This is a genomic window from Phenylobacterium deserti (genome assembly GCF_003254705.1).
Classification (GTDB): domain Bacteria; phylum Pseudomonadota; class Alphaproteobacteria; order Caulobacterales; family Caulobacteraceae; genus Phenylobacterium; species Phenylobacterium deserti.
Genome location: NZ_QFYR01000001.1, coordinates 368,288 through 387,337 on the forward strand (window position 1 = coordinate 368,288; position 19,050 = coordinate 387,337).

The 19,050-nt window shown below is 69.3% G+C and carries 19 protein-coding genes; 7 read left to right on the plus strand and 12 right to left on the minus strand.

Annotated elements, in window-relative coordinates; all coding sequences use genetic code 11:
• Positions 1-37: 37 nt before the first annotated feature.
• The 3 genes from DJ018_RS01840 to ygfZ all read right to left on the minus strand — a co-directional run bounded on the left by DJ018_RS01840 (position 38) and on the right by ygfZ (position 2,222).
• A complete protein-coding gene (locus tag DJ018_RS01840; protein ID WP_111513093.1) occupies positions 38-709 on the minus strand; it encodes a ribonuclease HII in 672 nt (223 codons plus the stop codon).
• Positions 710-711: 2 nt separating this feature from the next.
• The gene (locus DJ018_RS01845) at positions 712-1,299 is read right to left on the minus strand and encodes a DNA-3-methyladenine glycosylase I (RefSeq protein WP_420849498.1); all 588 of its coding nucleotides are present in this window, start codon (positions 1,297-1,299) and stop codon (positions 712-714) included.
• 65 nt (positions 1,300-1,364) lie between these two features.
• Positions 1,365-2,222, minus strand: coding sequence for a CAF17-like 4Fe-4S cluster assembly/insertion protein YgfZ (ygfZ, locus tag DJ018_RS01850; RefSeq protein WP_111514627.1), 858 nt, complete (start codon positions 2,220-2,222; stop codon positions 1,365-1,367).
• 62 nt (positions 2,223-2,284) lie between these two features.
• On the opposite strand from ygfZ, the gene DJ018_RS01855 reads away from it, so the two are divergent.
• From DJ018_RS01855 to DJ018_RS01880, 6 genes are all read left to right on the plus strand, one after another.
• Positions 2,285-3,283, plus strand: coding sequence for a glycosyltransferase family 9 protein (locus tag DJ018_RS01855; RefSeq protein ID WP_111513094.1), 999 nt, complete (start codon positions 2,285-2,287; stop codon positions 3,281-3,283).
• A 4-nt stretch (positions 3,284-3,287) separates the two neighbouring features.
• The gene (locus DJ018_RS01860) at positions 3,288-4,622 is read left to right on the plus strand and encodes a dihydroorotase (RefSeq protein WP_111513095.1); all 1,335 of its coding nucleotides are present in this window, start codon (positions 3,288-3,290) and stop codon (positions 4,620-4,622) included.
• A gap of 114 nt (positions 4,623-4,736) precedes the next feature.
• Complete coding sequence (locus DJ018_RS01865) at positions 4,737-5,084, plus strand: YciI family protein (RefSeq protein ID WP_240609490.1); 348 nt, start codon at positions 4,737-4,739, stop codon at positions 5,082-5,084.
• Complete coding sequence (locus DJ018_RS01870; protein WP_240609429.1) at positions 5,071-6,324, plus strand: RNA polymerase sigma factor; 1,254 nt, start codon at positions 5,071-5,073, stop codon at positions 6,322-6,324. Before DJ018_RS01865 ends, DJ018_RS01870 begins: the two co-directional genes overlap by 14 nt.
• 60 nt (positions 6,325-6,384) lie before the next feature.
• Complete coding sequence (locus tag DJ018_RS01875; RefSeq protein WP_111513097.1) at positions 6,385-8,163, plus strand: feruloyl-CoA synthase; 1,779 nt, start codon at positions 6,385-6,387, stop codon at positions 8,161-8,163.
• On the plus strand, positions 8,160-9,701 hold the full coding sequence (locus DJ018_RS01880) for an acetolactate synthase large subunit (protein ID WP_111513098.1): 1,542 nt from the start codon (positions 8,160-8,162) through the stop codon (positions 9,699-9,701). Before DJ018_RS01875 ends, DJ018_RS01880 begins: the two co-directional genes overlap by 4 nt.
• 64 nt (positions 9,702-9,765) lie before the next feature.
• On the opposite strand, the gene DJ018_RS01885 is transcribed toward DJ018_RS01880, so the two are convergent.
• From DJ018_RS01885 to DJ018_RS01895, 3 genes are all read right to left on the minus strand, one after another.
• A complete protein-coding gene (locus DJ018_RS01885; RefSeq protein WP_111513099.1) occupies positions 9,766-11,088 on the minus strand; it encodes a hypothetical protein in 1,323 nt (440 codons plus the stop codon).
• A 127-nt stretch (positions 11,089-11,215) separates the two neighbouring features.
• Positions 11,216-11,674: an NfeD family protein gene (locus tag DJ018_RS01890; protein WP_240609430.1), complete on the minus strand. Its 459-nt coding sequence runs from the start codon at positions 11,672-11,674 to the stop codon at positions 11,216-11,218.
• Positions 11,675-11,676: 2 nt separating this feature from the next.
• Positions 11,677-12,663, minus strand: coding sequence for an SPFH domain-containing protein (locus DJ018_RS01895; RefSeq protein ID WP_111513101.1), 987 nt, complete (start codon positions 12,661-12,663; stop codon positions 11,677-11,679).
• A gap of 109 nt (positions 12,664-12,772) precedes the next feature.
• Here DJ018_RS01895 and DJ018_RS01900 point away from each other — a divergent pair, with 109 nt between their 5' ends.
• Positions 12,773-13,336, plus strand: a complete 564-nt coding sequence (locus DJ018_RS01900) for a type III secretion system chaperone family protein (RefSeq protein WP_133254201.1) — start codon at positions 12,773-12,775, stop codon at positions 13,334-13,336.
• Here DJ018_RS01900 and DJ018_RS01905 read toward each other — a convergent pair.
• The 6 genes from DJ018_RS01905 to DJ018_RS01930 form a co-directional block, all read right to left on the minus strand.
• Positions 13,333-14,130, minus strand: a complete 798-nt coding sequence (locus DJ018_RS01905) for a 3-hydroxybutyrate dehydrogenase (RefSeq protein WP_111513103.1) — start codon at positions 14,128-14,130, stop codon at positions 13,333-13,335. The genes DJ018_RS01900 and DJ018_RS01905 overlap by 4 nt on opposite strands.
• A 1-nt stretch (position 14,131) precedes the next feature.
• Positions 14,132-14,932 carry a peroxide stress protein YaaA gene (gene yaaA, locus DJ018_RS01910; protein ID WP_111513104.1) on the minus strand — a complete coding sequence of 267 codons (801 nt, stop codon included), beginning with the start codon at positions 14,930-14,932 and terminating at the stop codon, positions 14,132-14,134.
• 50 nt (positions 14,933-14,982) lie between these two features.
• The gene (locus DJ018_RS01915; RefSeq protein WP_111513105.1) at positions 14,983-16,395 is read right to left on the minus strand and encodes an FAD-binding oxidoreductase; all 1,413 of its coding nucleotides are present in this window, start codon (positions 16,393-16,395) and stop codon (positions 14,983-14,985) included.
• A 24-nt stretch (positions 16,396-16,419) separates the two neighbouring features.
• Positions 16,420-17,352, minus strand: a complete 933-nt coding sequence (locus DJ018_RS01920; RefSeq protein ID WP_165842770.1) for an L-threonylcarbamoyladenylate synthase — start codon at positions 17,350-17,352, stop codon at positions 16,420-16,422.
• Positions 17,353-17,385: 33 nt separating this feature from the next.
• On the minus strand, positions 17,386-18,177 hold the full coding sequence (locus DJ018_RS01925) for a cytochrome b (RefSeq protein WP_111513107.1): 792 nt from the start codon (positions 18,175-18,177) through the stop codon (positions 17,386-17,388).
• A gap of 79 nt (positions 18,178-18,256) precedes the next feature.
• Positions 18,257-19,045, minus strand: coding sequence for an SDR family NAD(P)-dependent oxidoreductase (locus DJ018_RS01930; protein WP_111513108.1), 789 nt, complete (start codon positions 19,043-19,045; stop codon positions 18,257-18,259).
• Positions 19,046-19,050: the final 5 nt, after the last annotated feature.

The following is a 19,050-nucleotide window of genomic DNA, read 5'->3' on the forward strand; positions in this document are numbered from 1 at the left end:
AAACGTGGTGAACAGGATGTAAACGGCCGCCGGCCGCCTACTCCGCAGCCTCGAGCGGCAGCTGTTCCTGCATGGCGTCCTCGAAAGCCTGCAGCGGGTCCTTGCCCATCAACGCGAGCTTGACCGGCCCCCAGGCGCGGCGATGCAACTCGCAGGGCCCAAGCTCCAGCAAGGCTTTGGCGTGAATCGGGGCGCGGTAACCCTTGTGCCCGGCGAAGCCGTAGCCGGGATAAAGCGCGTCCATTTCGACCATCAGCCGGTCACGGGCGACCTTGGCCAGAATGGAGGCCGCGGCGATGGACTTGGACTTGGCGTCGCCGCCCACGACCGTGGTCACCTGGCAAGGCAGCTTGAAGCGGTAGTTGCCGTCCACAAGCGCATAGGTCGGCTGCACCGCCATGGCCTCGATCGCCCGGCACATGGCTAGGCCTGTCGCGTGGAGGATGTTCAGTTCGGCGATCTCTTCCACCGAGGCGAAGCCCACGCCCCAGGCGAGCGCCTTGGACTTGATCTCGACCTCGAGGCTCTCGCGGGTCTTGGCCGACAGCTTCTTGGAGTCGTCTAGGCCCTTGGGGATCTTGCGCGGGTGCAGGATCACCGCCGCGGCGCTGACTGGTCCAGCCCACGGGCCGCGGCCAGCCTCGTCCACGCCGCAGACGTGGCCGTCCAGGAACGCCTTCTCCAGGCTCATGGTCGGTCCCTTGGCCATGGTCAGGCGTCCTTAGGTTTGACTTGGTCGTGGCGGAAACAGCAGGTCAGGTGGTCGTTGACCAGACCGGTGGCCTGCATCCAGGCGTAGACGATCACCGGGCCCACGAACTTGAAGCCGCGGGCCTTGAGCGCCTTGGAAACCTCCACCGCGAGCGGCGTCTGGGCGGGCACCTCGCCCGCGTCCCAGCGGTTCTGCAGCGGCTTGCCGCCCACGAAGCCCCAGCAAAACTCGGAGAAGTCCTCGCCTGCCTCGCGCATGGCGAGATAGGCGCGGGCCGAGCCGATGGCGGCGTCGATCTTGGCGTTGGAGCGGACGATGCCCGGGTCGGCCATCAGCCGTGCGCGATCCGCGTCCGTGTAGGCGGCCACCTTCTCAGGATCGAAGCCGTCGAAGGCGGCGCGGAAGGCGTCGCGCTTGCGCAGGATCGTGATCCAGGAGAGCCCGGCCTGGAAGCCGTCCAGCACCAGCTTCTCCCACAGCGCCCGGCTATCGTACTCGGGCACGCCCCATTCGGTGTCGTGATAGGCCTCGTAGAGCGCGTCGCCGGCCATGCCGCGCCACGTGCACCGCTGGAGGGGAGGCAACATCGTCATCGCCGGCACTCTCTGCCGAGCCGGGCGAAAACCTCAAGGGCGTTTCGAGACCGAGGAGCTTAGGCCGCAGCTTGGCCGAGCGCGGCCTCGAACCAGGCCGGCCGTTGCACCCGCACGGCCCGGCCGTCCACCGACAGCTCCGCGCCCTCGATGCGGTCCAGACGCAGCAGGGCCATGGCCCGGCCGTGGGCGCCCGACAGCACCTCGCCGGCTCGAAGGTCGCCGGCCAGCACTTCCGCACCGAAGGGCGGGGCCGGTCCATCGAAGAGAAGCGGCAGCATGCGGTTCTTCACCGTGCCGCGCCGCTTCATCCGGGAGGTCGTCTCCTGGCCGACGAAGCAGCCTTTGTGGAAGTCGATGCCGGCCAGCAGGTCGAAGTTGGCCTCGATCGGGTAGGTCCGGTCCGAACCCCAGTCCGCAGGTCCGGGCACGCCAAGCGCGAGACGGTGAGCGTCGTAGTCTGCTTCGTCGCCGGCACGGGCGCCGACTGGACCTTCAGCGCCGTACCCGCGCAGGCCGAGGGCGGGGAGCCGCGGGTCGCCTACCCATTCTCCGGCCCCGGCGCCCGGATCCGTGGCGTCCTGCGGATCGGCGGAAAACAGAGCGGAGACCGCGGCGTCCGAGGCCGCAATCTCGACCTTGGCGCGGAGCCGATACATCAGAAGGCGCTGAAGGATGGCCTCTCGGTGCTCGGCTGCGACATCCAGCCAAACGCCGTCCGCACGACCCACCACGAACAGATCGTAGAGCAGCCGGCCCTGAGGCGTGAGCAGGCCGCCGAAGCGCGCCTTGCCCTCGCCGATCGTTTCCACGTCCTGAGTGAGCAGGTTGTGCAGGAAGGCTCGCCACTCGGGGCCCGACACCGCAATCACGGCGCGGCTCGGCAGAGGGGCGAATGTGGGCGAGTCGGCGGTCATGGCGAACAAAATGGGCGCGCGGCCATTGGAGCGCCAGCAGGGACGCTTCTATAGATCGGCCAATGGCGCGCGGGTCCTTTCCAATTCTGTTCATCACGGCGACGCGGATCGGCGACGCCGTGCTGTCGTCCGGCCTGATCAAACGGCTCGCGGACGAGATCCCACAGGCGAGCTTCACCATCGTGGCGGGGCCGGCGGCCGCGCCCCTGTTCGCGGCCGTCCCGAACCTCGACGAGATCATCGTCTTCACCAAGTCCAAGGACGGCAGCCACTGGTTCGACCTGTGGCGGCAGGTGCGCAAACGGCGCTGGGGCCTGGTGGTCGACCTGCGCGGCTCGGCCATATCGCGGCTGGTGTCCACCAAGCGGCGCGCGGTGCATCGCAAGAGCGCGGGCGAGCCGATCCACAAGGTCATGGAAGCGGCGCGGGTGCTGCGGATCGAGGACGAGCCGGCGGCTCCCTTCATCTTCACCTCGCCGCAGGTCGAGACCTACGCTGACGACCTGACCGGCGGGAGCGGTCCGATCCTGGCCCTGGCGCCCGCCGCCAATTGGGTGGGCAAAACCTGGCCGCTGGAGCGGTTCAGCCGGGTGGCCATGCGGCTGCTGGGATCCGACGGGCCGATGCGCGGCGGGCGGCTGATGGTGCTGGGCGGGCCGGACGACGCCAAGCTGGTGCAGGGTCTGAAGGATGTGGTTCCGCGCAAGCGCTTCATCGACCTGGCTGGCCGGGTGGACCTGGTCACCGCCTACGCCTGTCTGAAGCGGGCGCGCCTGTTCATCGGCAACGATTCCGGGACGATGCACCTCGCGGCGGCCGCAGGCTGCCCGACGCTTGGCCTGTTCGGCCCCTCTGACGATCGGCTCTACGCACCCTGGGGCGCGAACGCGCGGGTGGTGCGCGGGGCGCGGACGCTGGAGCAGATCCGGGCGGTGGATCCCCACCTGTCGCAGGCGGTCTGCCACATGATGGACCTGGGCGTGGAGCGCGTTTTCGAGGCTGCCCGCACCTTGCTTTCCGAAACCGAGGCTGGCGATCCGCCCGCCGCCCCTTCAGAGTAGGCCCATGCCAGAGACCTTCGACCTGATCGTGCGTGGCGGCGATGTGATCAACCACGCCGGACGCGGCCCTGCCGACATCGGCGTTCGCGGCGGCAAGGTGGTCGCCATGGGCGACCTTTCCCAAGCCTCGGCCGGGGAGGTGTTCGACGCCTCCGGCCTGCTGGTGATGCCCGGGGTGATCGACACCCAGGTGCACTTCCGCGAGCCAGGCCTGGAATGGAAGGAAGACCTCGAGACCGGCTCCCGCGGCGCGGTGCTGGGCGGCGTCACCGCGGTGTTCGAGATGCCGAACACCCAGCCGAACACCACCGACCCGGACGCCCTGGCCGACAAGCTGGCGCGGGCCAAGGACCGGATGCACTGCGATCACGCCTTCTATGTGGGCGGGACGCACGAGAACGCGCGCTTCCTGGGCGAGCTGGAGCGCCTGCCCGGCTGCTGCGGGATCAAGGTGTTCATGGGCGCCTCCACAGGCACCCTGCTGGTGCAGGACGACGAGGGCGTCGAGCAGGTGCTGCGCCACATCAACCGCCGCGCCGCGTTCCACTCCGAGGACGAGTACCGTCTGGCGGAGCGCCGGGAGCTCGCCCGCACCGGCGACTGGACCAGCCACCCGGAGGTCCGCGACGCGCAGGCGGCGATCCAATCCACCGAGCGCCTGGTCCGCATCGCCCGCAGCCTGGGCAAGCGCATCCACGTCCTGCACGTCACTACGCGGGACGAGATCGCCTATCTCGCCGCGCACAAGGATATCGCCTCGGTCGAGGTCACGCCGCAGCACCTGACACTGGCGGCGCCAGAGGCCTACGAGCGGCTCGGCGCCTACGCCCAGATGAACCCGCCGATCCGCACGGCGGAGCACCGCGACGGCCTGTGGGTCGGCATCGCCAACGGGGTGGTGGACGTGATCGGCTCCGACCACGCCCCGCACACCAAGGAAGAAAAAGCCCGTCCATACCCCGCCTCGCCTTCGGGCATGCCGGGCGTGCAGACCCTGCTGCCGATCATGCTGACCCATGTGGCGGAGGGGCGGATGTCGCTGGAGCGGCTGGTCGACCTGACGAGCCATGGCGCCAACCGCATCTTCAACCTGGCGGACAAGGGCCGGCTGGCGGTGGGCTTCGACGCCGACCTGACGCTGGTGGACCTGAAGGCGCGGCGCACCATCACCCACGATGCGCAAGCCAATCGCTCCGGCTGGACCCCCTTCGATGGGTTCGAAGCCAAGGGCTGGCCGATGGCCACCATCATCCGCGGCCAGGTGGTGATGCGCGACGACGAGGTGGTGGCCCCGCACCGCGGCCAGCCGGTCCGGTTCGCGGAAACCTTGGCCGGCTGAGCGGAAAAGACGAGGGCCTGTCGAATCCGGCCGCTCCTCCACGTCTCCCTGCTGACGCAACGCTGTGCGTCGGACATCCTTGAGCCGAGAGGGGGGACCAGAGCCGTGCAGTACATGCTTCTGATCTATGAGCCGGAATCCGCATACCAGGGGGAAGCCGGCGAGCGCCGGCTGACCGAAATTGTGGCCAAGCATATGGCCTTGGCAGAAGAGCTGATCGCCGCCGGCATTCAGAAGGGCGGCGGCGGCCTTCAGGGCGTAGACACCGCCACCACCGTCGTGACCGGGGGTGGTCAGCAGACCGTGCACGACGGCCCGTTTGCAGAGACGCACGAGCAGCTGGGCGGCTACTACCTTATCGAAGTAGACGACCTGGACGAGGCGTTGGCGATCGCGCGTCGGATACCTGTTGCGGAGGGCGGCAAGGTGGAGGTCCGGCCGCTAATGCGTGAAGACGACTGACGGCGGGCAGATCGCGGCGGTGCGTCCGAGGGTGGTCGCCGCCCTGGCCGCGCGCTTCCGCGACCTCGACCTTGCCGAAGATGCGTTCTCCGACGCCGCAGCGGCGGCCCTGGTGGCGTGGCGCCAGCAGCCGCCGGGTGATCACGCGGCCTGGCTCTGGCGAGCCGCCGTGCGCCGCGCCATCGACGCCAGACGTAAGGCAGCGGTGCGGCGCCGCGCGCAGCACGACCTGCGGCAGCCGGAGGCTACGCCCGAGGAGCTCCTGATCGCCGCTCGCGAGCCGATCCCTGACGAGCGCCTGCGCCTCATATTCGTCTGCAGCCACCCCGCCCTGGCGCCCGATACCCGCGCGGCCCTCACACTGAAGGTGGTCTGCGGTCTCTCCACGGAGCGGCTGGCCCGAGCGTTCCTGGTAAGCGAGCCGACCATGCTCCAGCGCATTACGCGCGCGAAGCGGAAGATCCAGGCAGCCGGCGTGCCGTTCGCAATACCGGAGCCGGCAGACTGGCCCGAGCGGCTCGATGCGGTGCTCTCCACCCTCGAGGTCGCCTACGCCCAGGCTTACGAGGACGCCGCCCTGACGGAAGAGGCTGCGCCATTTACCGCCGAGGTGCTGCGGCTCTCCGGCGTGCTGGCCGAGGTTTTGCCGCAAGAGCCGGAAGTCCTCGCCTTGGCGGCCCTAGTGCGGTTCGCCGAAGCCCGGCGTCCGGCGCGCCTGGATAGGTACGGGGTCATGGTTCCGCTGGAGGATCAGGATCCCGCACTCTGGCGCCGCGACCTGATGGTCGAGGGCGCGGGGCTGTTGGAGCGCTCCGCAGAGATGGGCCGGCTGGGTGCGAGACAGATCCTGGCCGCTATCCACGCGGCCCACCTCTCCCGTGCAGAGACGGGCGCTGCGCCCTGGGCCGAGATTGCACGGCTCTACGACGCGCTGATCGCAATGCGTCCGGACGTCGTGGTGCAGGTGAACCGCGCGGTCAGCCGCGGGAAGGCCTTCGGGGCGGACGAGGGATTGAGAGCCCTGGCGCAACTGGCCGATGAACCCCGCGTGCAAACGTGGCGTCCCTACCATGCCGCGCGCGCAAGCCTGCTTAACCAGGCTGGGGAACACGAGGCTGCGATTCAGGCCTTCGAGGCGGCGCTCCGTCTGTCGCCTCCGCAGGCAGAGCGGCGCTTCCTTGAGCAGCGTATGGCGGAAGCCACGAGATCTCTTCGCGGAGGAAGGGCTACATTCGGGTGACGCAACGTCACCCTGCCGCCTGCCTTTCCAAGGGCTCGCCGGCTTGAAATAACAGCGGGGATGGACGCCGAGCTTCACGTCTCCGCCGCCCCTATGCGCGATCCGCGCTATGCGCCGCGGCGGCTGGAGGTCGAGCAGCATGCGGGCGGCGAGATGGTGCTGTCCAACAGCCAGCCGTTCTCCACGGATTTCCAGACCACCTCCGACGCCCTGGCCTATTGGGCGCGGGTTGCGCCCGGCCGGACCTGGCTGGCCGAGCGTGCCGGCGCGGGGTGGCGGAGGGTGAGTTTCGCCGAAGCGTTCGAACAAGTTCAGGCCTTGGCCGGCGGGCTGCGCCAGCTTGGACTCACGGGCGAGCGGCCGCTGCTGATCCTGGCGCGCAACGGCGTCGACCATGCGCTGATCACCTATGCGGCCATGAGCCAGGCCATCCCCGCCGCGCCGGTGTCGCCTCAGTATGGCCTGCCCGGTGCGCACCTGAGCCGCCTGTCGCACGCCTGCAAAATCCTGCGGCCGGCGGCGGTGTTCGTGGAGGACGCGGCCCTGTTCGCCACCGGGCTGTCGGCCGAGGCCCTGGCCGGCCGGCCGGTGATCGCAGGCCGCAACCCGCGTCCTGGCGACATCGCCTTGGAGAGCCTGCTGCGCGCGAGCCCCTTGGCTCCCACGGCCCGGCCGGCGGACCACGCCAAGTACCTGCTGACCTCCGGCTCAACCGGCCATCCGAAAGCGGTGATCGTCACCCAGGCGAACATCGCCCTGAACTCGGCCCAGATCGCCGCCTGCTTCGATGACCCCGAGCCGCCGGTGATGGTCAACGCCGCGCCCTGGAGCCACAGCCTGGGCGCGAATGCGATCCTGCACATGATGCTGCACCGGGGCGGGACGCTGCACATCGACGGCGGCCAGCCCACGGCGGCGGCGTTCGGCGAGACGTTGCGTAACCTGGCCGAGGTGGCGACCACCTACCACAACATGGTGCCGGCCGGCTGGATGCTGCTTGTGGACGCCTTGGAGCGGGATGAGGCGCTGGCCCGGCGGTTCTTCGAGCGGGTGCGCATCCTGCAGTACGGCGGGGCAGCCCTGGGCCAGGTGGTGGCCGACCGCATCCAGGTGGTGGCGGTGCGCACGGTGGGGGAGCGGATCAGCTTCGCCAGCGGGTATGGCGCGACGGAGACCGGCCCCACGGCGTGCAACGTCCATTGGCCGAACCAGCGAATGGGCCTGATCGGCCTGCCTGTGCCGGGCACGGCCGTGCGGCTTACGCCGCGTGACGGCAAGCTGGAGTTCCGGGTGAAGGGCCCGCAGGTGACCCCCGGCTATCTGGGTCGTCCGGACCTATCTGCCGACGCCTTCGACGAGGAAGGCTTCTATCGACTGGGCGACGCGGCTCGCTTTGTCGATCCGGCCGATCCGGCCCAGGGGCTGATCTATGACGGGCGCCTGTCCGAGAACTTCAAGCTCGCGAGCGGCAGCTTCGTCAGCGTGGGGGACCTGCGCATCGCGGCCGTGTCGGCCATCGGCGGAGCGGTGACCGATGCTGTGGTTTGCGGCGAGGGCCAGTCGGCGGTGGGTCTGCTGCTTTATCCCTCGCCCGCGCTGGAGCCGGATGCGGTCGCGCTCGCCGTTCGCGCCGGGATCGAGCGGCTGAACGCTAAGTCCAAGGGCGTGGGCGGGCGCGTGCGCCGCGCGCTGGTGCTGCCCGAAGGGCCCGACGCTCTGGCCGGTGAGATCACCGACAAGGGCTACATCGCCCAGAGCCTGGCCCGCGCCAGACGGGCCGCCGCCGTGGAGCGGCTGTTCGCCGATCCGCCGCCCCCTGATGTGATGGAGTTCCCATGAACGGCGCCGACGCCCTGATCTGCACCCTGGTCGCCAACGAGGTGACCGCCTGCTTCGCCAACCCCGGCACCAGCGAAATGCAGTTCGTGGCGGCGCTGGATCGCGAGCCAGCCATGCGGCCTGTGCTGTGCCTTTTCGAAGGGGTGGCGACTGGGGCCGCAGACGGCTACGGCCGCATGGCGGACAAGCCGGCCTGCACCCTGCTGCACCTGGGTCCAGGTTACGGAAACGGCGTGGCCAACCTGCACAACGCGCGCCGGGCCTTCACGCCGATCGTCAACATCATCGGCGACCACGCGACCTATCACCGGCAGTTCGACGCGCCGTTGGCGTCGGACATCGAGAGCCTGGCGCGGCCGAACTCCCTGTGGGTGAAGTCGGCCGACAGCCCGCACGAGGTTTCCGCCCTGGCCGCCGAGGCGGTGGCGGCCAGCCTGACGCCGCCTTGCGGATCAGCCAGCCTGATCCTTCCAGCGGACGCGGCCTGGCTGGAGACCGCCAGCGAGGTGGTGGTGGCGCCCAGGCCCATGCGCCGGCCGCCCGGCTCCGATGCCGTGGAGGCGGCCGCGCGGGCGATCCAGGCCGCAAGCCGGCCCGTCGTCCTGATCGGCGGTCAGGCCTGCCGAGCCGAGGGGCTGGCGCAGGCGGCGCGGCTGTCTGCGGCGGGCGTGTCGATCTATGCGGACACCTTTGTCGGCCGAATGGCGCGCGGGGCCGGCGTGTTCTCGCCGCGGCGGATGCCTTACTTCGGCGAGATGGCGCTCTCGGAACTGGAGGGCGTGGACCTGATGGTGTTCGCCGGGACCACCCAGCCGGTGGCCTTCTTCGCCTATCCTGACCGGCCCAGCGTTCTCGTGCCCGAAGGATGCGCGACGCAGTCGCTTGCGGACCGGGCTGAGGATGCGATTGCGGCGCTGGCAGCCTTGGCGGACGCGTTGGGCGCGCCTGCGTCCGGACCGGCTCAGCCGCTGCAGCGGCCCGACAGCGGGCCCATTGGTCCGTTAAGCGCGTTCAGCGCCGGTCAAGCCATCGCCCGCCACCTGCCGGAGGGCGCGATCCTGTGCGACGACAGCGTCACCTCCGGGGGCGGAGTTGCGGTGCCTGCCATGACGGCAGCCCCGCACGAGGTGCTGGCTTTGACCGGCGGAGCAATTGGGGCAGGCCTGCCGCTGGCCGTCGGCGCCGCCGTGGCCGCACCGGATCGCAAGGTGGTTTCGCTGAACGGCGACGGGGCGGCCATGTACACCCTGCAGGCGCTGTGGACCGCGGCGCGCGAGCAGCTGGACGTCACGGCGATCGTGTTCGCCAACCACGCCTACCGGATCCTGGGGATCGAGCTGTCGCGCACCGGGGCGGGTGAAGCCGGACCTGCGGCCTCCAAGCTGCTCGACCTGAGCGATCCGCGGATCGACTGGGTGGCGGTGGCGAGCGGCCTGGGCGTGCCGGCGGTGCGCTGCGAGACGGCCGAAGCGTTCGACGCGGCCTTCGCCCGGGCCATGGCTGAGCGCGGCCCGATGTTCATCGAAGCGGCGATCTGACCCGCAAAAGAAAAGGCCCGCGGGATGAACCGCGGGCCTTCCGTCTTCTTGCCGAAGCTGAGGCTTAGGTATTGCCCGGCAGCTTGCAGGTGCCCGGCGCCATGGCGCAGCCCGTGGCGCCGACAGCGCTGACGGTCGGGTTCACGTTGTACTCGATCAGGTAGCCCTTGTAGCCGTCCGAGCAGGCGACTTCGACGAACACGGTGCCCTTCGCCGTTTGGCCGGTCGGCCGGGCGTTGGAGACGGTGCAGGTCTTGACGTTGTGCTTGCGCAGGTCGGCGGTCAGAGCGGCGTAGCCGTTGTCCTGGGTCAGCGAGCACTTGTAGCCGGCGGCCAGGGCGTGGCCGCAGCCGAGGACTTGGCCCGTGCCGTTGGTCTTGAAGACGCCGACGGCGCCCTTGCCGTCCTTGCAGACCATCTCGACGACTTCGTCGGTGCCGCGCGGCGGGAACACCGCGTAGCGATCGACGTCGCAGTTCGAACCGGCCGACTTGGCGAGCTTGGTGTAGAGGCCGGCTTGCTGGGTCGCAGCTTCACGGGCGTCGGTGAGGGTGCAGCCGCCGAGGATCTGGGTGGCGCGGGCGCAATCCCAGTTCTGGGCCACGGCGCCCTTGTTATCGACGCGGAAGATGTAGCCCTTGCCGTCCTGGCAGGAGGCTTCGAAGAAGTTGTCGCCACCCTTCGAAGTGCCGACGTAGCGACGGTCCTTCACGGTGCAGCCGACGTTGGCTTGCTGGGCGTAGCGATCCACCACCGCCAGGCGCGTGGCCTTCTCGGTGAGGGTGCATTTGATGTTGCCCTGGGCATCGTCGTAGTTGAGGCAGTTCTGCGCCTCGACCGCCTTAGAGGCGTCGAACGGCGCGCTGGTCAGCAGCACGTATCCGGCGCCGCCCTGACAGGCGACTTCGAAGATGCTGTTGGTCTTGGTCTGGCCGAGCGCACGGGCGTTCTCGAGGGTGCAGGGCACGCCAGCCTTGGCGATCGCCGGGGCGAGACCAGCCTTGGGATCGGAGTTGGCGGGCAGCTTGCACTTCAGCGCCGACTCCTGGCCGGGCGTCGCTTCCGCGCTGGATTCCAGGCAATTGAAGGCGCTGGGCGCACCGCCCTGCGGGGCCTGCAGCACGAAGCCCATTTGACCCGAGCAGGCGACTTCATAGAAGGTCGTCGAGGTCTTGGCCTTCTTGTCCTCGTTCTTGCCGATCAGGCGCGCGTCGGAGACCTGGCAGGGCACGCCGGCGGTCTGCACAAGGGCCGGCGCGGCGGCCATGCCCGCCTTGCGATCGGCGTCGGTCACAGCGGCCTGCTGCTTTTGGGCGGAATGCACAACCGCGGGGGCCAGCGCCACGGCAGCCAGGGCAGCGATCAGCCCCAGTTTCTTTGGCCTCATACTCACGTCTCTCCTGGGTGTTCCGTCGGGATGTTTCCCTTCGGCGCGCACATAAGCGCCCCGAACAAGCCAGGGTCAAGTTGAGCCGTGAAGACGCCGGAAGTGTGACGTACAGCCTAGTTTTCAGTCAGTTGGGACGCACCTTGAGGCGGGCCCCGTCCACGCCGACCACCTCCACCCGCGCGCCAGCGTCGATGCGCTCGGCGCTCTCGAGCTCCGCAGCCCACTCCTTGCCATCGATGAACACCCGGCCGACCCGGTTGCGGAAGGCCGCGACCGCCTGGCCCTGCTGCCCGACCAGGCGGCTGATGTTATCATTGATGTCGTTGTCCTGGGCGCGGAGCGAGCGCGGGAAGTAGCGCCGCGCCAGCAGGCTGGAGGCCATCGTCAGGACTGCGAACGCCAGGAGCGCCTCGGGCAGCGACAGCCCCAGAAAGCGGGCCAGGAAGGCCGCCACCGCGGCCGAGGCGGCGGCCCACAGGAGCCACCCCGAGCCCGTCGCCACCTCGATCGCCAGCAGGGCCGCCGCCGCAGCGATCCAGAGCCAGAACGCGTGAGCGGCGTAGAGATCGGAAACCGCGTTCATGATCAGGCCTCCGTCGGCGGGACGGCGGAGCCGCGGGGCGGCCGCGCCCGCGGCGTGGCGGGCGCCGGAGTTGGCGAGCGGGGCCCGGTCTGGGCGGTGTTCACCAGTTCGGCCACACCCGCGATCGAGCCGACCAGCGAGCTCATCTCGGCGGGCACGATCACCGTCTTCTGCTGCGGGCTCTCAGCGAGCTTGCCGAAGGCTTCCACGTACTTCTGGGCCACGAAGTAGTTGATGGCGTTCACGTCGCCCTTGGCGATGGCGTTGGACACGAGCTCCGTCGCGGTGGCTTCCGCTTCGGCCGCCCGCTCACGGGCTTCGGCGTCGCGGAACGCGGCTTCACGCCGGCCTTCGGCCTCCAGGATGGCCGCCTGCTTGGCGCCCTCGGCGCGCGCGATGGCGGCCTGCTTCTCCCCGTCGGCTTCGGTGATCACCGCGCGACGCTCGCGCTCGGCCTTCATCTGACGGGCCATGGCGTTGGAGATGTCCGGCGGCGGCTGCAGGTCCTTGATCTCGATGCGGGCCACCTTCACGCCCCACGGGCTGGTGGCCTGGTCGATGACGTCCAGCAGCCGCGAGTTGATCTGGTCACGCTGCGACAGCACCTCGTCGAGCTCCATGGAGCCCACGACCGTGCGCAGGTTGGTCATCGCTAGCTGGGCGATGGCGTAGTTGAGGTTGTCGACCCGGTAGGCCGCGGCGGCCGCATCCATCACCTGGGTGAAGACGATCCCGTCGACCTGCACCACGGCGTTGTCCTTGGTGATCACTTCCTGGCGTGGCACATCGAGCACCTGCTCCATCATGTTCACCTTGCGCCCGACGCCTTCCACGAAGGGCGTCAGGAAGCTGATGCCGGGCTTCAGGGTACGCGTGTAGCGGCCGAACCGCTCCACCGTGTACTCGCGCCCCTGCGGCACGATCTTCACGGCCCCGAACAGCACCACCGCGGCCAGGACGATGAAGACGAAAGCAAGTCCGAAACCCATGAGCCCCTCCATGAACACACGCCCAAGTTTATAGACGGCCAGGAACTCACGCTATGGAAACCGGACAGACACGCTCCCGCCCAAGTGCAGGCTCTGATAAGGGGCGATGATGCTTCGCAAGACCCTGCTCCTCGCCGCAGCCGCCCTTCTTTGCATGGGGGCCGCGCCCGCAAAGCCGGCGCCCAAGGCGCCCGCCAAGCCTGCCGCCGCCAAGGCCGCAGCAAAGCCCGCGCCGGCCCGGACCAGCGGCTACGACGCCGGCGATCCGAACGCCTTTATCAGCCTGCTGGCGTCCGTGGACGCCAAGGCGCAGATCGCGCGAACCGACGGAGATGCGGTGTTCATGACCGTGACGTCGCCGACGGAGGTGTTCTCGGCCCAGTTCGCCGGCTGCAACCCGCAGGGCAAGGCGTGCCAGGCGGTTCTGTTCGACCGCTTGGGCGCCGAGGGCTCACCAACGATGGCCCAGATCAACGGCTTCAATCAGACGTCGGTGATGTGCCGCGTCTATCAGGACCGCTCCGGCAAGGCCCACGTGGAGTACTCGGCCTTGGTGTTTCCCCGCACAAACCGGGATGAGATGCTGATGCACCTGAACGCCTGGCGCGGCTGCATCGCCGATTTTGCCGACTTCGCGAAGGACCCGACCGGCTTCCTGGCGAACGCGGCCTAGGCCGCCGTCCAGCCCCCGTCGACGCTGAGAGCAGCCCCCGTCGTCGAGCCGCCCATGTCGGAGACCAGGTAGAGCAGCAGGCCGGCCAGGTGGTCGTACTCCACGAACCGCTTGTTCGGCTGGGCGGCCAGGATGACGTCTTCCAGCACCCGATCGACGGGCATGTTGCGCGCCTTGGCCTGATCGGTGATCTGGGCCTCGACCAGCGGCGTCTTCACATAGCCGGGGCAGATGGCGTTGACGGTGATGTCCGTGCGCGCCAGCTCCAGCGCGACCGACTTGGTGAAGCCCACAACCCCGTGCTTTGCGGCCACGTAGGCCGACTTGAATGGCGAAGCGACCAGGCCGTGCGCCGAGGCGAGGTTGACGATCCGCCCGCGCCCCTGCGCCTTCATGATCGGCACGGCCGCCTGGGTGGCGTGGAACACCGACGACAGATTGATGGCGATGATCGCGTCCCACTTGGCCGGCGGGAAATCCTCCACGGGGGCCACGTGCTGGATGCCGGCGTTGTTCACCAAGATATCCAGGCGCCCGAACTCGGCCTGGGCGAAAGCCACCAGCTCGGCGATCTGCTCGGGCTTGAACATGTCGGCGCTGTGGTAGCGGACCCGCACGCCCGTTTCGGCCTCCAGCGCCGCGCGGTCGGACTCGATGGCGGCGGCCTCGCCGAAGCCGTTCAGCACGACGTCGACGCCCTGCCGCGCCAGCGCCCGGGCCATCGCCTGGCCGATGCCGCTGGTGGAGCCGGTGACGATCGCGGCCTGGCCCTTGAGCTGGTAGTCGACGGCCATCTCAGGCCTCCTTGCTGCGGCTGGCGGCCGGCGGCGGGGGCTGCGGCCGGACGAAGGTAAACTCGGCCTCGCTGGAGGCTTGCGGATCGTAGCGGTAGTCCGCTGTGTCGAACGCCTTCAAATCCTCGGCGCGCTGCATCCGGTTGTCGATCGCCCAGCGGGCAAGCAGGCCCCGCGCCTTCTTAGCGTAGAAGGAGATGATCCGGCGCTCGCCGTCCTTTTCTTCCAGGAACCGGCAGGACAGCACGGGAAGCTTGAGCGCCCCGCGATCCACCGCCCCGAAGTACTCGCCGCTGGCGCAGTTCACGAGCGTCTTGTCCTTGTGCCCCATGGCCGCCTCGTTGAGCGCCACGGAGATCCGGTCGCCCCAGAAGTCGTAAAGGCTCTGGCCGCGCTTGGTCTTCAGCTTGACCCCCATCTCGAGGCGATAGGGCTGGATGGCGTCCAGCGGGCGCAACAGGCCGTAGAGCCCAGACAGGATGCGCACGTGCTCCTGCGCCCACGCCAGCCCCTTCTTGTCGAGCTCTCGCGCCTTCAGGCCCGTGTAGACATCGCCGTTGAAGGCAAACGCGGCCTGCAGCCCTTCCTCCGACGCCGGGTCGAAGGACTGGAAGCGCTCACGGTTCAGCTTGGCGAGGTTGTCCGACAGCGACATCAGCCGCTTCAGGTCAGCCGCCGTCAGCTTCCTGGTCACCTTGGCCAGCTCCGCCGTCTGGTCGGTGAGCTGGGGCGCAGTCAGCGGAACGGAGTCCGGGGCGGCGGTGAAATCGAGCGACTTGGCAGGGGAAAGGACGATCAGCATCGCGGCCGTTCTTGGCGCGAGTTCCGGGCCAAGCCAAGCCCCGCCGGAGCCTAGAAGAGCACCCGTGGGTTCATGATCCGCTTGGGGTCCATGGCGTTGCGAATGGCCCGCATCACCTCGACCTCCACCGGCGCCTTGTAGCGCAGGGCCTCGGCCGTCTTCATCACGCCAAGCCCGTGCTCGGCGCTGATCGAGCCGCTCATCGACGCAGCGATATCGTGCACTCTGAGCATGCCTTCCTCACGGCGGGCGGAGTGCTCCGGATCGGCCGCGCCGCTCTCGGGCTGGACCACGTCATAGTGGATGTTGCCGTCGCCCACGTGACCGAAAGCCAGGATCCGGGCTCGGGGCGCCACGTCGAGCACCGCGGCGTTGGCGCGCGCGATGAAGTCGGCCACCTGGCTGACCGGCACGGCAACGTCGTGCTTCCAGATGACGCCCTCCGGCTTCTGGGCGACGGACTGGTCCTCGCGGATCGCCCAGAGCGCCTTGGCCTGGCCTTCCGTCTGCGCCACCACCGCATCGCGTACGAGGCCGTCTTCCAGCGCTTGGGACAGGAACCGCTCCATGGCGGCTTCCGCCGAGCCGGCTTCGCCCGAGCTGAACTCCGCCAGCACGTACCAGGGATGCGCCTCAGGCAGCGGATCGCGCGTGCCCGGCACGTTCTTCACAGCGAATTCGATGCCGATCCGGGCCAGCAGCTCGAAGGCCTCGACGGCGCCGCCGGTCTCCTCCTTGGCCCGGGCCAGCAGCTTGATCGCGTCGGCCGGGCTCTCCAGACCGATGAAGGCGACGGCCCGCGAGGCCATGACGGGGTAGAGCTTCAGCGCCGCGGCGGTGACCACGCCCAGGGTTCCCTCCCCGCCGATCAGCAGCTGCTTCAGGTCGTAGCCGGTGTTGTCCTTGCGCAGCCGCTTCAGGCCGTTCCAGATCTCGCCGTTGGGCAGCACGGCTTCGAGACCCAGCACCAGGTTGCGCATCATGCCATAGCGCAGGACCTGGGTGCCGCCGGCGTTGGTCGATACCGCGCCGCCGACCGTGGCGGAGCCTTCGGACGCAAGGCCCAGCGGGAAGCGACGACGCACGGCGGCGGCGGCCTCGTGAACTTCCGCGAGCTTCACGCCAGCCTCGGCGACCAGCACGTCGTCATAGGGTTCCACATCGCGGATCGCCCGCATGCGCTCGGTGGACAGCAGGATCTCGCCGCGCGGGATCTGCCCGCCCACCAGTCCGGTGTTGCCGCCCTGGGTGGTGATCGGCACGCCGGCCTCGAAGCAGATGCCGACCACGGCGGCCACCTCCTCGGTCGTCTTGGGCAGGGCGAGCAGAGGGCTCTCGCCCGTCCAGCGGCCGCGCCACTCCACAAGCTTGGGTGCGAGACGGTCAGGATCCTGGCTCCAACCGCCTTCGCCGAGCACGGCTTTCAGGCGGGACAGGACATCGGCGGGAACGGGCACGGTCATGGCCCGGAAGATAGCGCCGGGATCTCAGCCCACAAAGCCCGCCGCGCGCCGTAAGCGGTCGTTGATCGCTTCGCCAAGGCCCGTCTGCGGAATGGGCGCTACGGCGATGGCGACCGGCGCGCTCCGGTCGGCGGCTCGCAGAAAGGCGAAGAGGTTGGCTGCCGCCTCGGCGAGGTCGCCCGTGGGGCTCAGGTTCCAGATGCGCTCACCGTCGGGCGCAGATCCGAAGGCCAAGAAGGCTTCGCCTGGAGCCGGGGCCTCGATGTCCAGCCGGACCGGCGCGTTCGGCGCGTAGTGGCGGGTCATCCGACCGGGCGAGCGCTTGGCGTCCGCTTCCGCCTCTTCCAGGGGGCCGATCACCGCCTCGATCTCTGCGCGGGTGACGGAGCCGGGGCGCAGCAGCCGGGCCTGGTCCAGCAGCGCCACCACGGTGGACTCCAGCCCGACGGCGCAGGGCCCGCCGTCCAGGGCGCCCGATGCTGCGGCGCCGGTCTCGTCGACCGCATCGGCGTAGGTGGTGGGGCTGGGCCGCCCGGAGCGGTTGGCCGAGGGCGCCACCACCGGGCCGCCGAAGGCTTGCAGCAGGGCGCGGGCCACAGGGTGAGCGGGCGCCCTGAGCGCGACAGTGTCCAGGCCGGCGCGAGCCAGGTCGCTGACCGCGCCCTCCTCCGCCACCGGCAGCACGAGGGTGAGCGGGCCCGGCCAGAACCGCTGAGCGAGCGCTTCGGCGCGGGCGTCGAAGCGTCCGAGGCGGCGAGCCGCGGCCACATCGGGCACATGGACGATCAGAGGGTTGAAGCTGGGGCGGCCCTTGGCCTCGTAGACGGCCGCCACGGCGCGAGGGTCGGCCGCATTCGCCGCGAGCCCGTAGACTGTCTCTGTGGGCATGATCACCAGCCCGCCGGCGCGCAGGGCGTCGGCCGCGGCGGCGATCTGTTGGGCGTCGGGCGTGCTCACCAGCGGGCGGTTACACCGGCCCGGCCTTCGCGCCTAGGGCTGCGGAGATTGTTGCGGGCCAAGGTCACGCCCCGCAGCCTCTTCGTGGGGGCCGCTGGCCTCCGCCGGCTCCGGCGGGGCGGCAGGCGAGACGGTGGCGGGGGCGGGCCGGAAGCCCGGGTCCGGAGGCGGCAGGAAACGCGCCGCGGCGATCACCCCCGCCACACCCAGCACGATCAGCAGCAGGCGCGGCTCCAGGATGCGGCCGGCCATCGCGCCAGGCGCCATGCGGGCCAGCACCGGCTCGTTGCGGCTGAAGAACTGATGCTTCAGCGCGCCGGCCACGTGCAGGGCGATCAGCACGTAGAAGACCTTGATCAGCCAGCTGTGGCCCGTCTCGGCTCCATCATGCAGCGCTTCCATCCCCCGCAGGCCGGGGATGTTGAACCACGGGACCACGCCATAGAGGATGAAAGGTCGGGCCAGAGCGCTGGTCGAGCTCATGATCCAGCCGGTCAGCGGCATGCCCAGCATGATGACGTAGAAGCCGACGTGGGTAGCCCCGGCCAACACGCGCTGCCAGTGCGGCATGGTCTTTGGCATCGGCGGCGGCGGGTTGATCAGACGCCACGCGATGCGCGCCAGCGTCAGCAGCAGCACCGTCACGCCGATCGACTTGTGGAGCTGGACGACGGCGAAGGTCTCGGGCGAGCGCGGGCCCTCCATCCGGCCCGCCAGCACCACCTGGGCGATGATCAGGGCGGCGATCGTCCAGTGCAGCAGGATCGCAACAGCCGGATAGCGCCCGCTTCCAACCTGCTCGGGCCGCCGCCGCACATCGCTCATGGGTCACTCCAGGCTCAAGGAAGGACAGGATGCGATTTGGGGCACGGCGCCCCCCATCCTGTCCAGCCCAAGAGCGGAGCTATTGCTGGCCGGAGCCAGGCTCGGCCATGCCGCGGTGCATCTCGGCCAGGCCGCTTTGCGGGGTGATGGCGCTCATTGCGGCCTGCACCTTGTTCTTGAAGCCGGCCACGACGTCGCCCTCGCCCTTCTCCATGGCGTTCCAGCCGACGCGGGCGACCATGGCGGGATCGTCCTTCTTGTCCGAGCCGACCTTGGTGTCTTCCATGCCGGCGCGTTCGAAGAAGTCGGTGTCGGTGGGGCCGGGCATCAGACAGGTGACGGTGATCCCAGTGTCCTTCAGCTCATTGCGCAGGGCGAAGGAGAAGGAGTCGATGAACGCCTTGGTGCCGTTGTAGACCGCCTGGAAAGTCCCGGGCATCAGGCCCGCGATGGAGCCGGTGAACAGGATCTTGCCCTTGTCGCGCTGGACCATTGGCTTGGCGACCTGCTGCACCAGATAGATGGTGCCGGTGATGTTGGTGTTCACCACGTGCAGGATGTCCTCGAAGCTCTGCTCGAGGAAAGCATGGCCGAGGCCATGGCCGGCGTTCGCCAGCAGGGCGTCAACGGGGCGGCCGCCGATCAGCTGAACGAGCTCGTCGACACCCTCCTTGGTGGAAAGGTCCACCTGCAGGTGATCGACCTTGGCGCCCATGCCCTGGAAGGCCTGCGCCGCCTCCACGATCTCGGGACGGTCGGCCGCAATGACGAGGTCATAGCCGTTCTCGACGGCGATCTTGGCCAGTTCGTAGCCGATGCCGGAGGAGGCGCCGGTGACGACGGCGAGCGGTTTCAGGGCTTCAGACATTTAGG

Bases quoted from the DNA above. Each gene is read 5' to 3' on its own strand.
- DJ018_RS01840 (WP_111513093.1), bottom strand. From the start codon at position 709: ATGGCCAAGGGACCGACCATGAGCCTGGAGAAGGCGTTCCTGGACGGC.
- DJ018_RS01845 (WP_420849498.1), bottom strand. From the start codon at position 1,299: ATGTTGCCTCCCCTCCAGCGGTGCACGTGGCGCGGCATGGCCGGCGAC.
- ygfZ (WP_111514627.1), bottom strand. From the start codon at position 2,222: ATGACCGCCGACTCGCCCACATTCGCCCCTCTGCCGAGCCGCGCCGTG.
- DJ018_RS01855 (WP_111513094.1), top strand. From the start codon at position 2,285: ATGGCGCGCGGGTCCTTTCCAATTCTGTTCATCACGGCGACGCGGATC.
- DJ018_RS01860 (WP_111513095.1), top strand. From the start codon at position 3,288: ATGCCAGAGACCTTCGACCTGATCGTGCGTGGCGGCGATGTGATCAAC.
- DJ018_RS01865 (WP_240609490.1), top strand. From the start codon at position 4,737: ATGCTTCTGATCTATGAGCCGGAATCCGCATACCAGGGGGAAGCCGGC.
- DJ018_RS01875 (WP_111513097.1), top strand. From the start codon at position 6,385: ATGGACGCCGAGCTTCACGTCTCCGCCGCCCCTATGCGCGATCCGCGC.
- DJ018_RS01880 (WP_111513098.1), top strand. From the start codon at position 8,160: ATGAACGGCGCCGACGCCCTGATCTGCACCCTGGTCGCCAACGAGGTG.
- DJ018_RS01885 (WP_111513099.1), bottom strand. From the start codon at position 11,088: ATGAGGCCAAAGAAACTGGGGCTGATCGCTGCCCTGGCTGCCGTGGCG.
- DJ018_RS01890 (WP_240609430.1), bottom strand. From the start codon at position 11,674: ATGAACGCGGTTTCCGATCTCTACGCCGCTCACGCGTTCTGGCTCTGG.
- DJ018_RS01895 (WP_111513101.1), bottom strand. From the start codon at position 12,663: ATGGGTTTCGGACTTGCTTTCGTCTTCATCGTCCTGGCCGCGGTGGTG.
- DJ018_RS01900 (WP_133254201.1), top strand. From the start codon at position 12,773: ATGCTTCGCAAGACCCTGCTCCTCGCCGCAGCCGCCCTTCTTTGCATG.
- DJ018_RS01905 (WP_111513103.1), bottom strand. From the start codon at position 14,130: ATGGCCGTCGACTACCAGCTCAAGGGCCAGGCCGCGATCGTCACCGGC.
- yaaA (WP_111513104.1), bottom strand. From the start codon at position 14,932: ATGCTGATCGTCCTTTCCCCTGCCAAGTCGCTCGATTTCACCGCCGCC.
- DJ018_RS01915 (WP_111513105.1), bottom strand. From the start codon at position 16,395: ATGACCGTGCCCGTTCCCGCCGATGTCCTGTCCCGCCTGAAAGCCGTG.
- DJ018_RS01925 (WP_111513107.1), bottom strand. From the start codon at position 18,177: ATGAGCGATGTGCGGCGGCGGCCCGAGCAGGTTGGAAGCGGGCGCTAT.
- DJ018_RS01930 (WP_111513108.1), bottom strand. From the start codon at position 19,045: ATGTCTGAAGCCCTGAAACCGCTCGCCGTCGTCACCGGCGCCTCCTCC.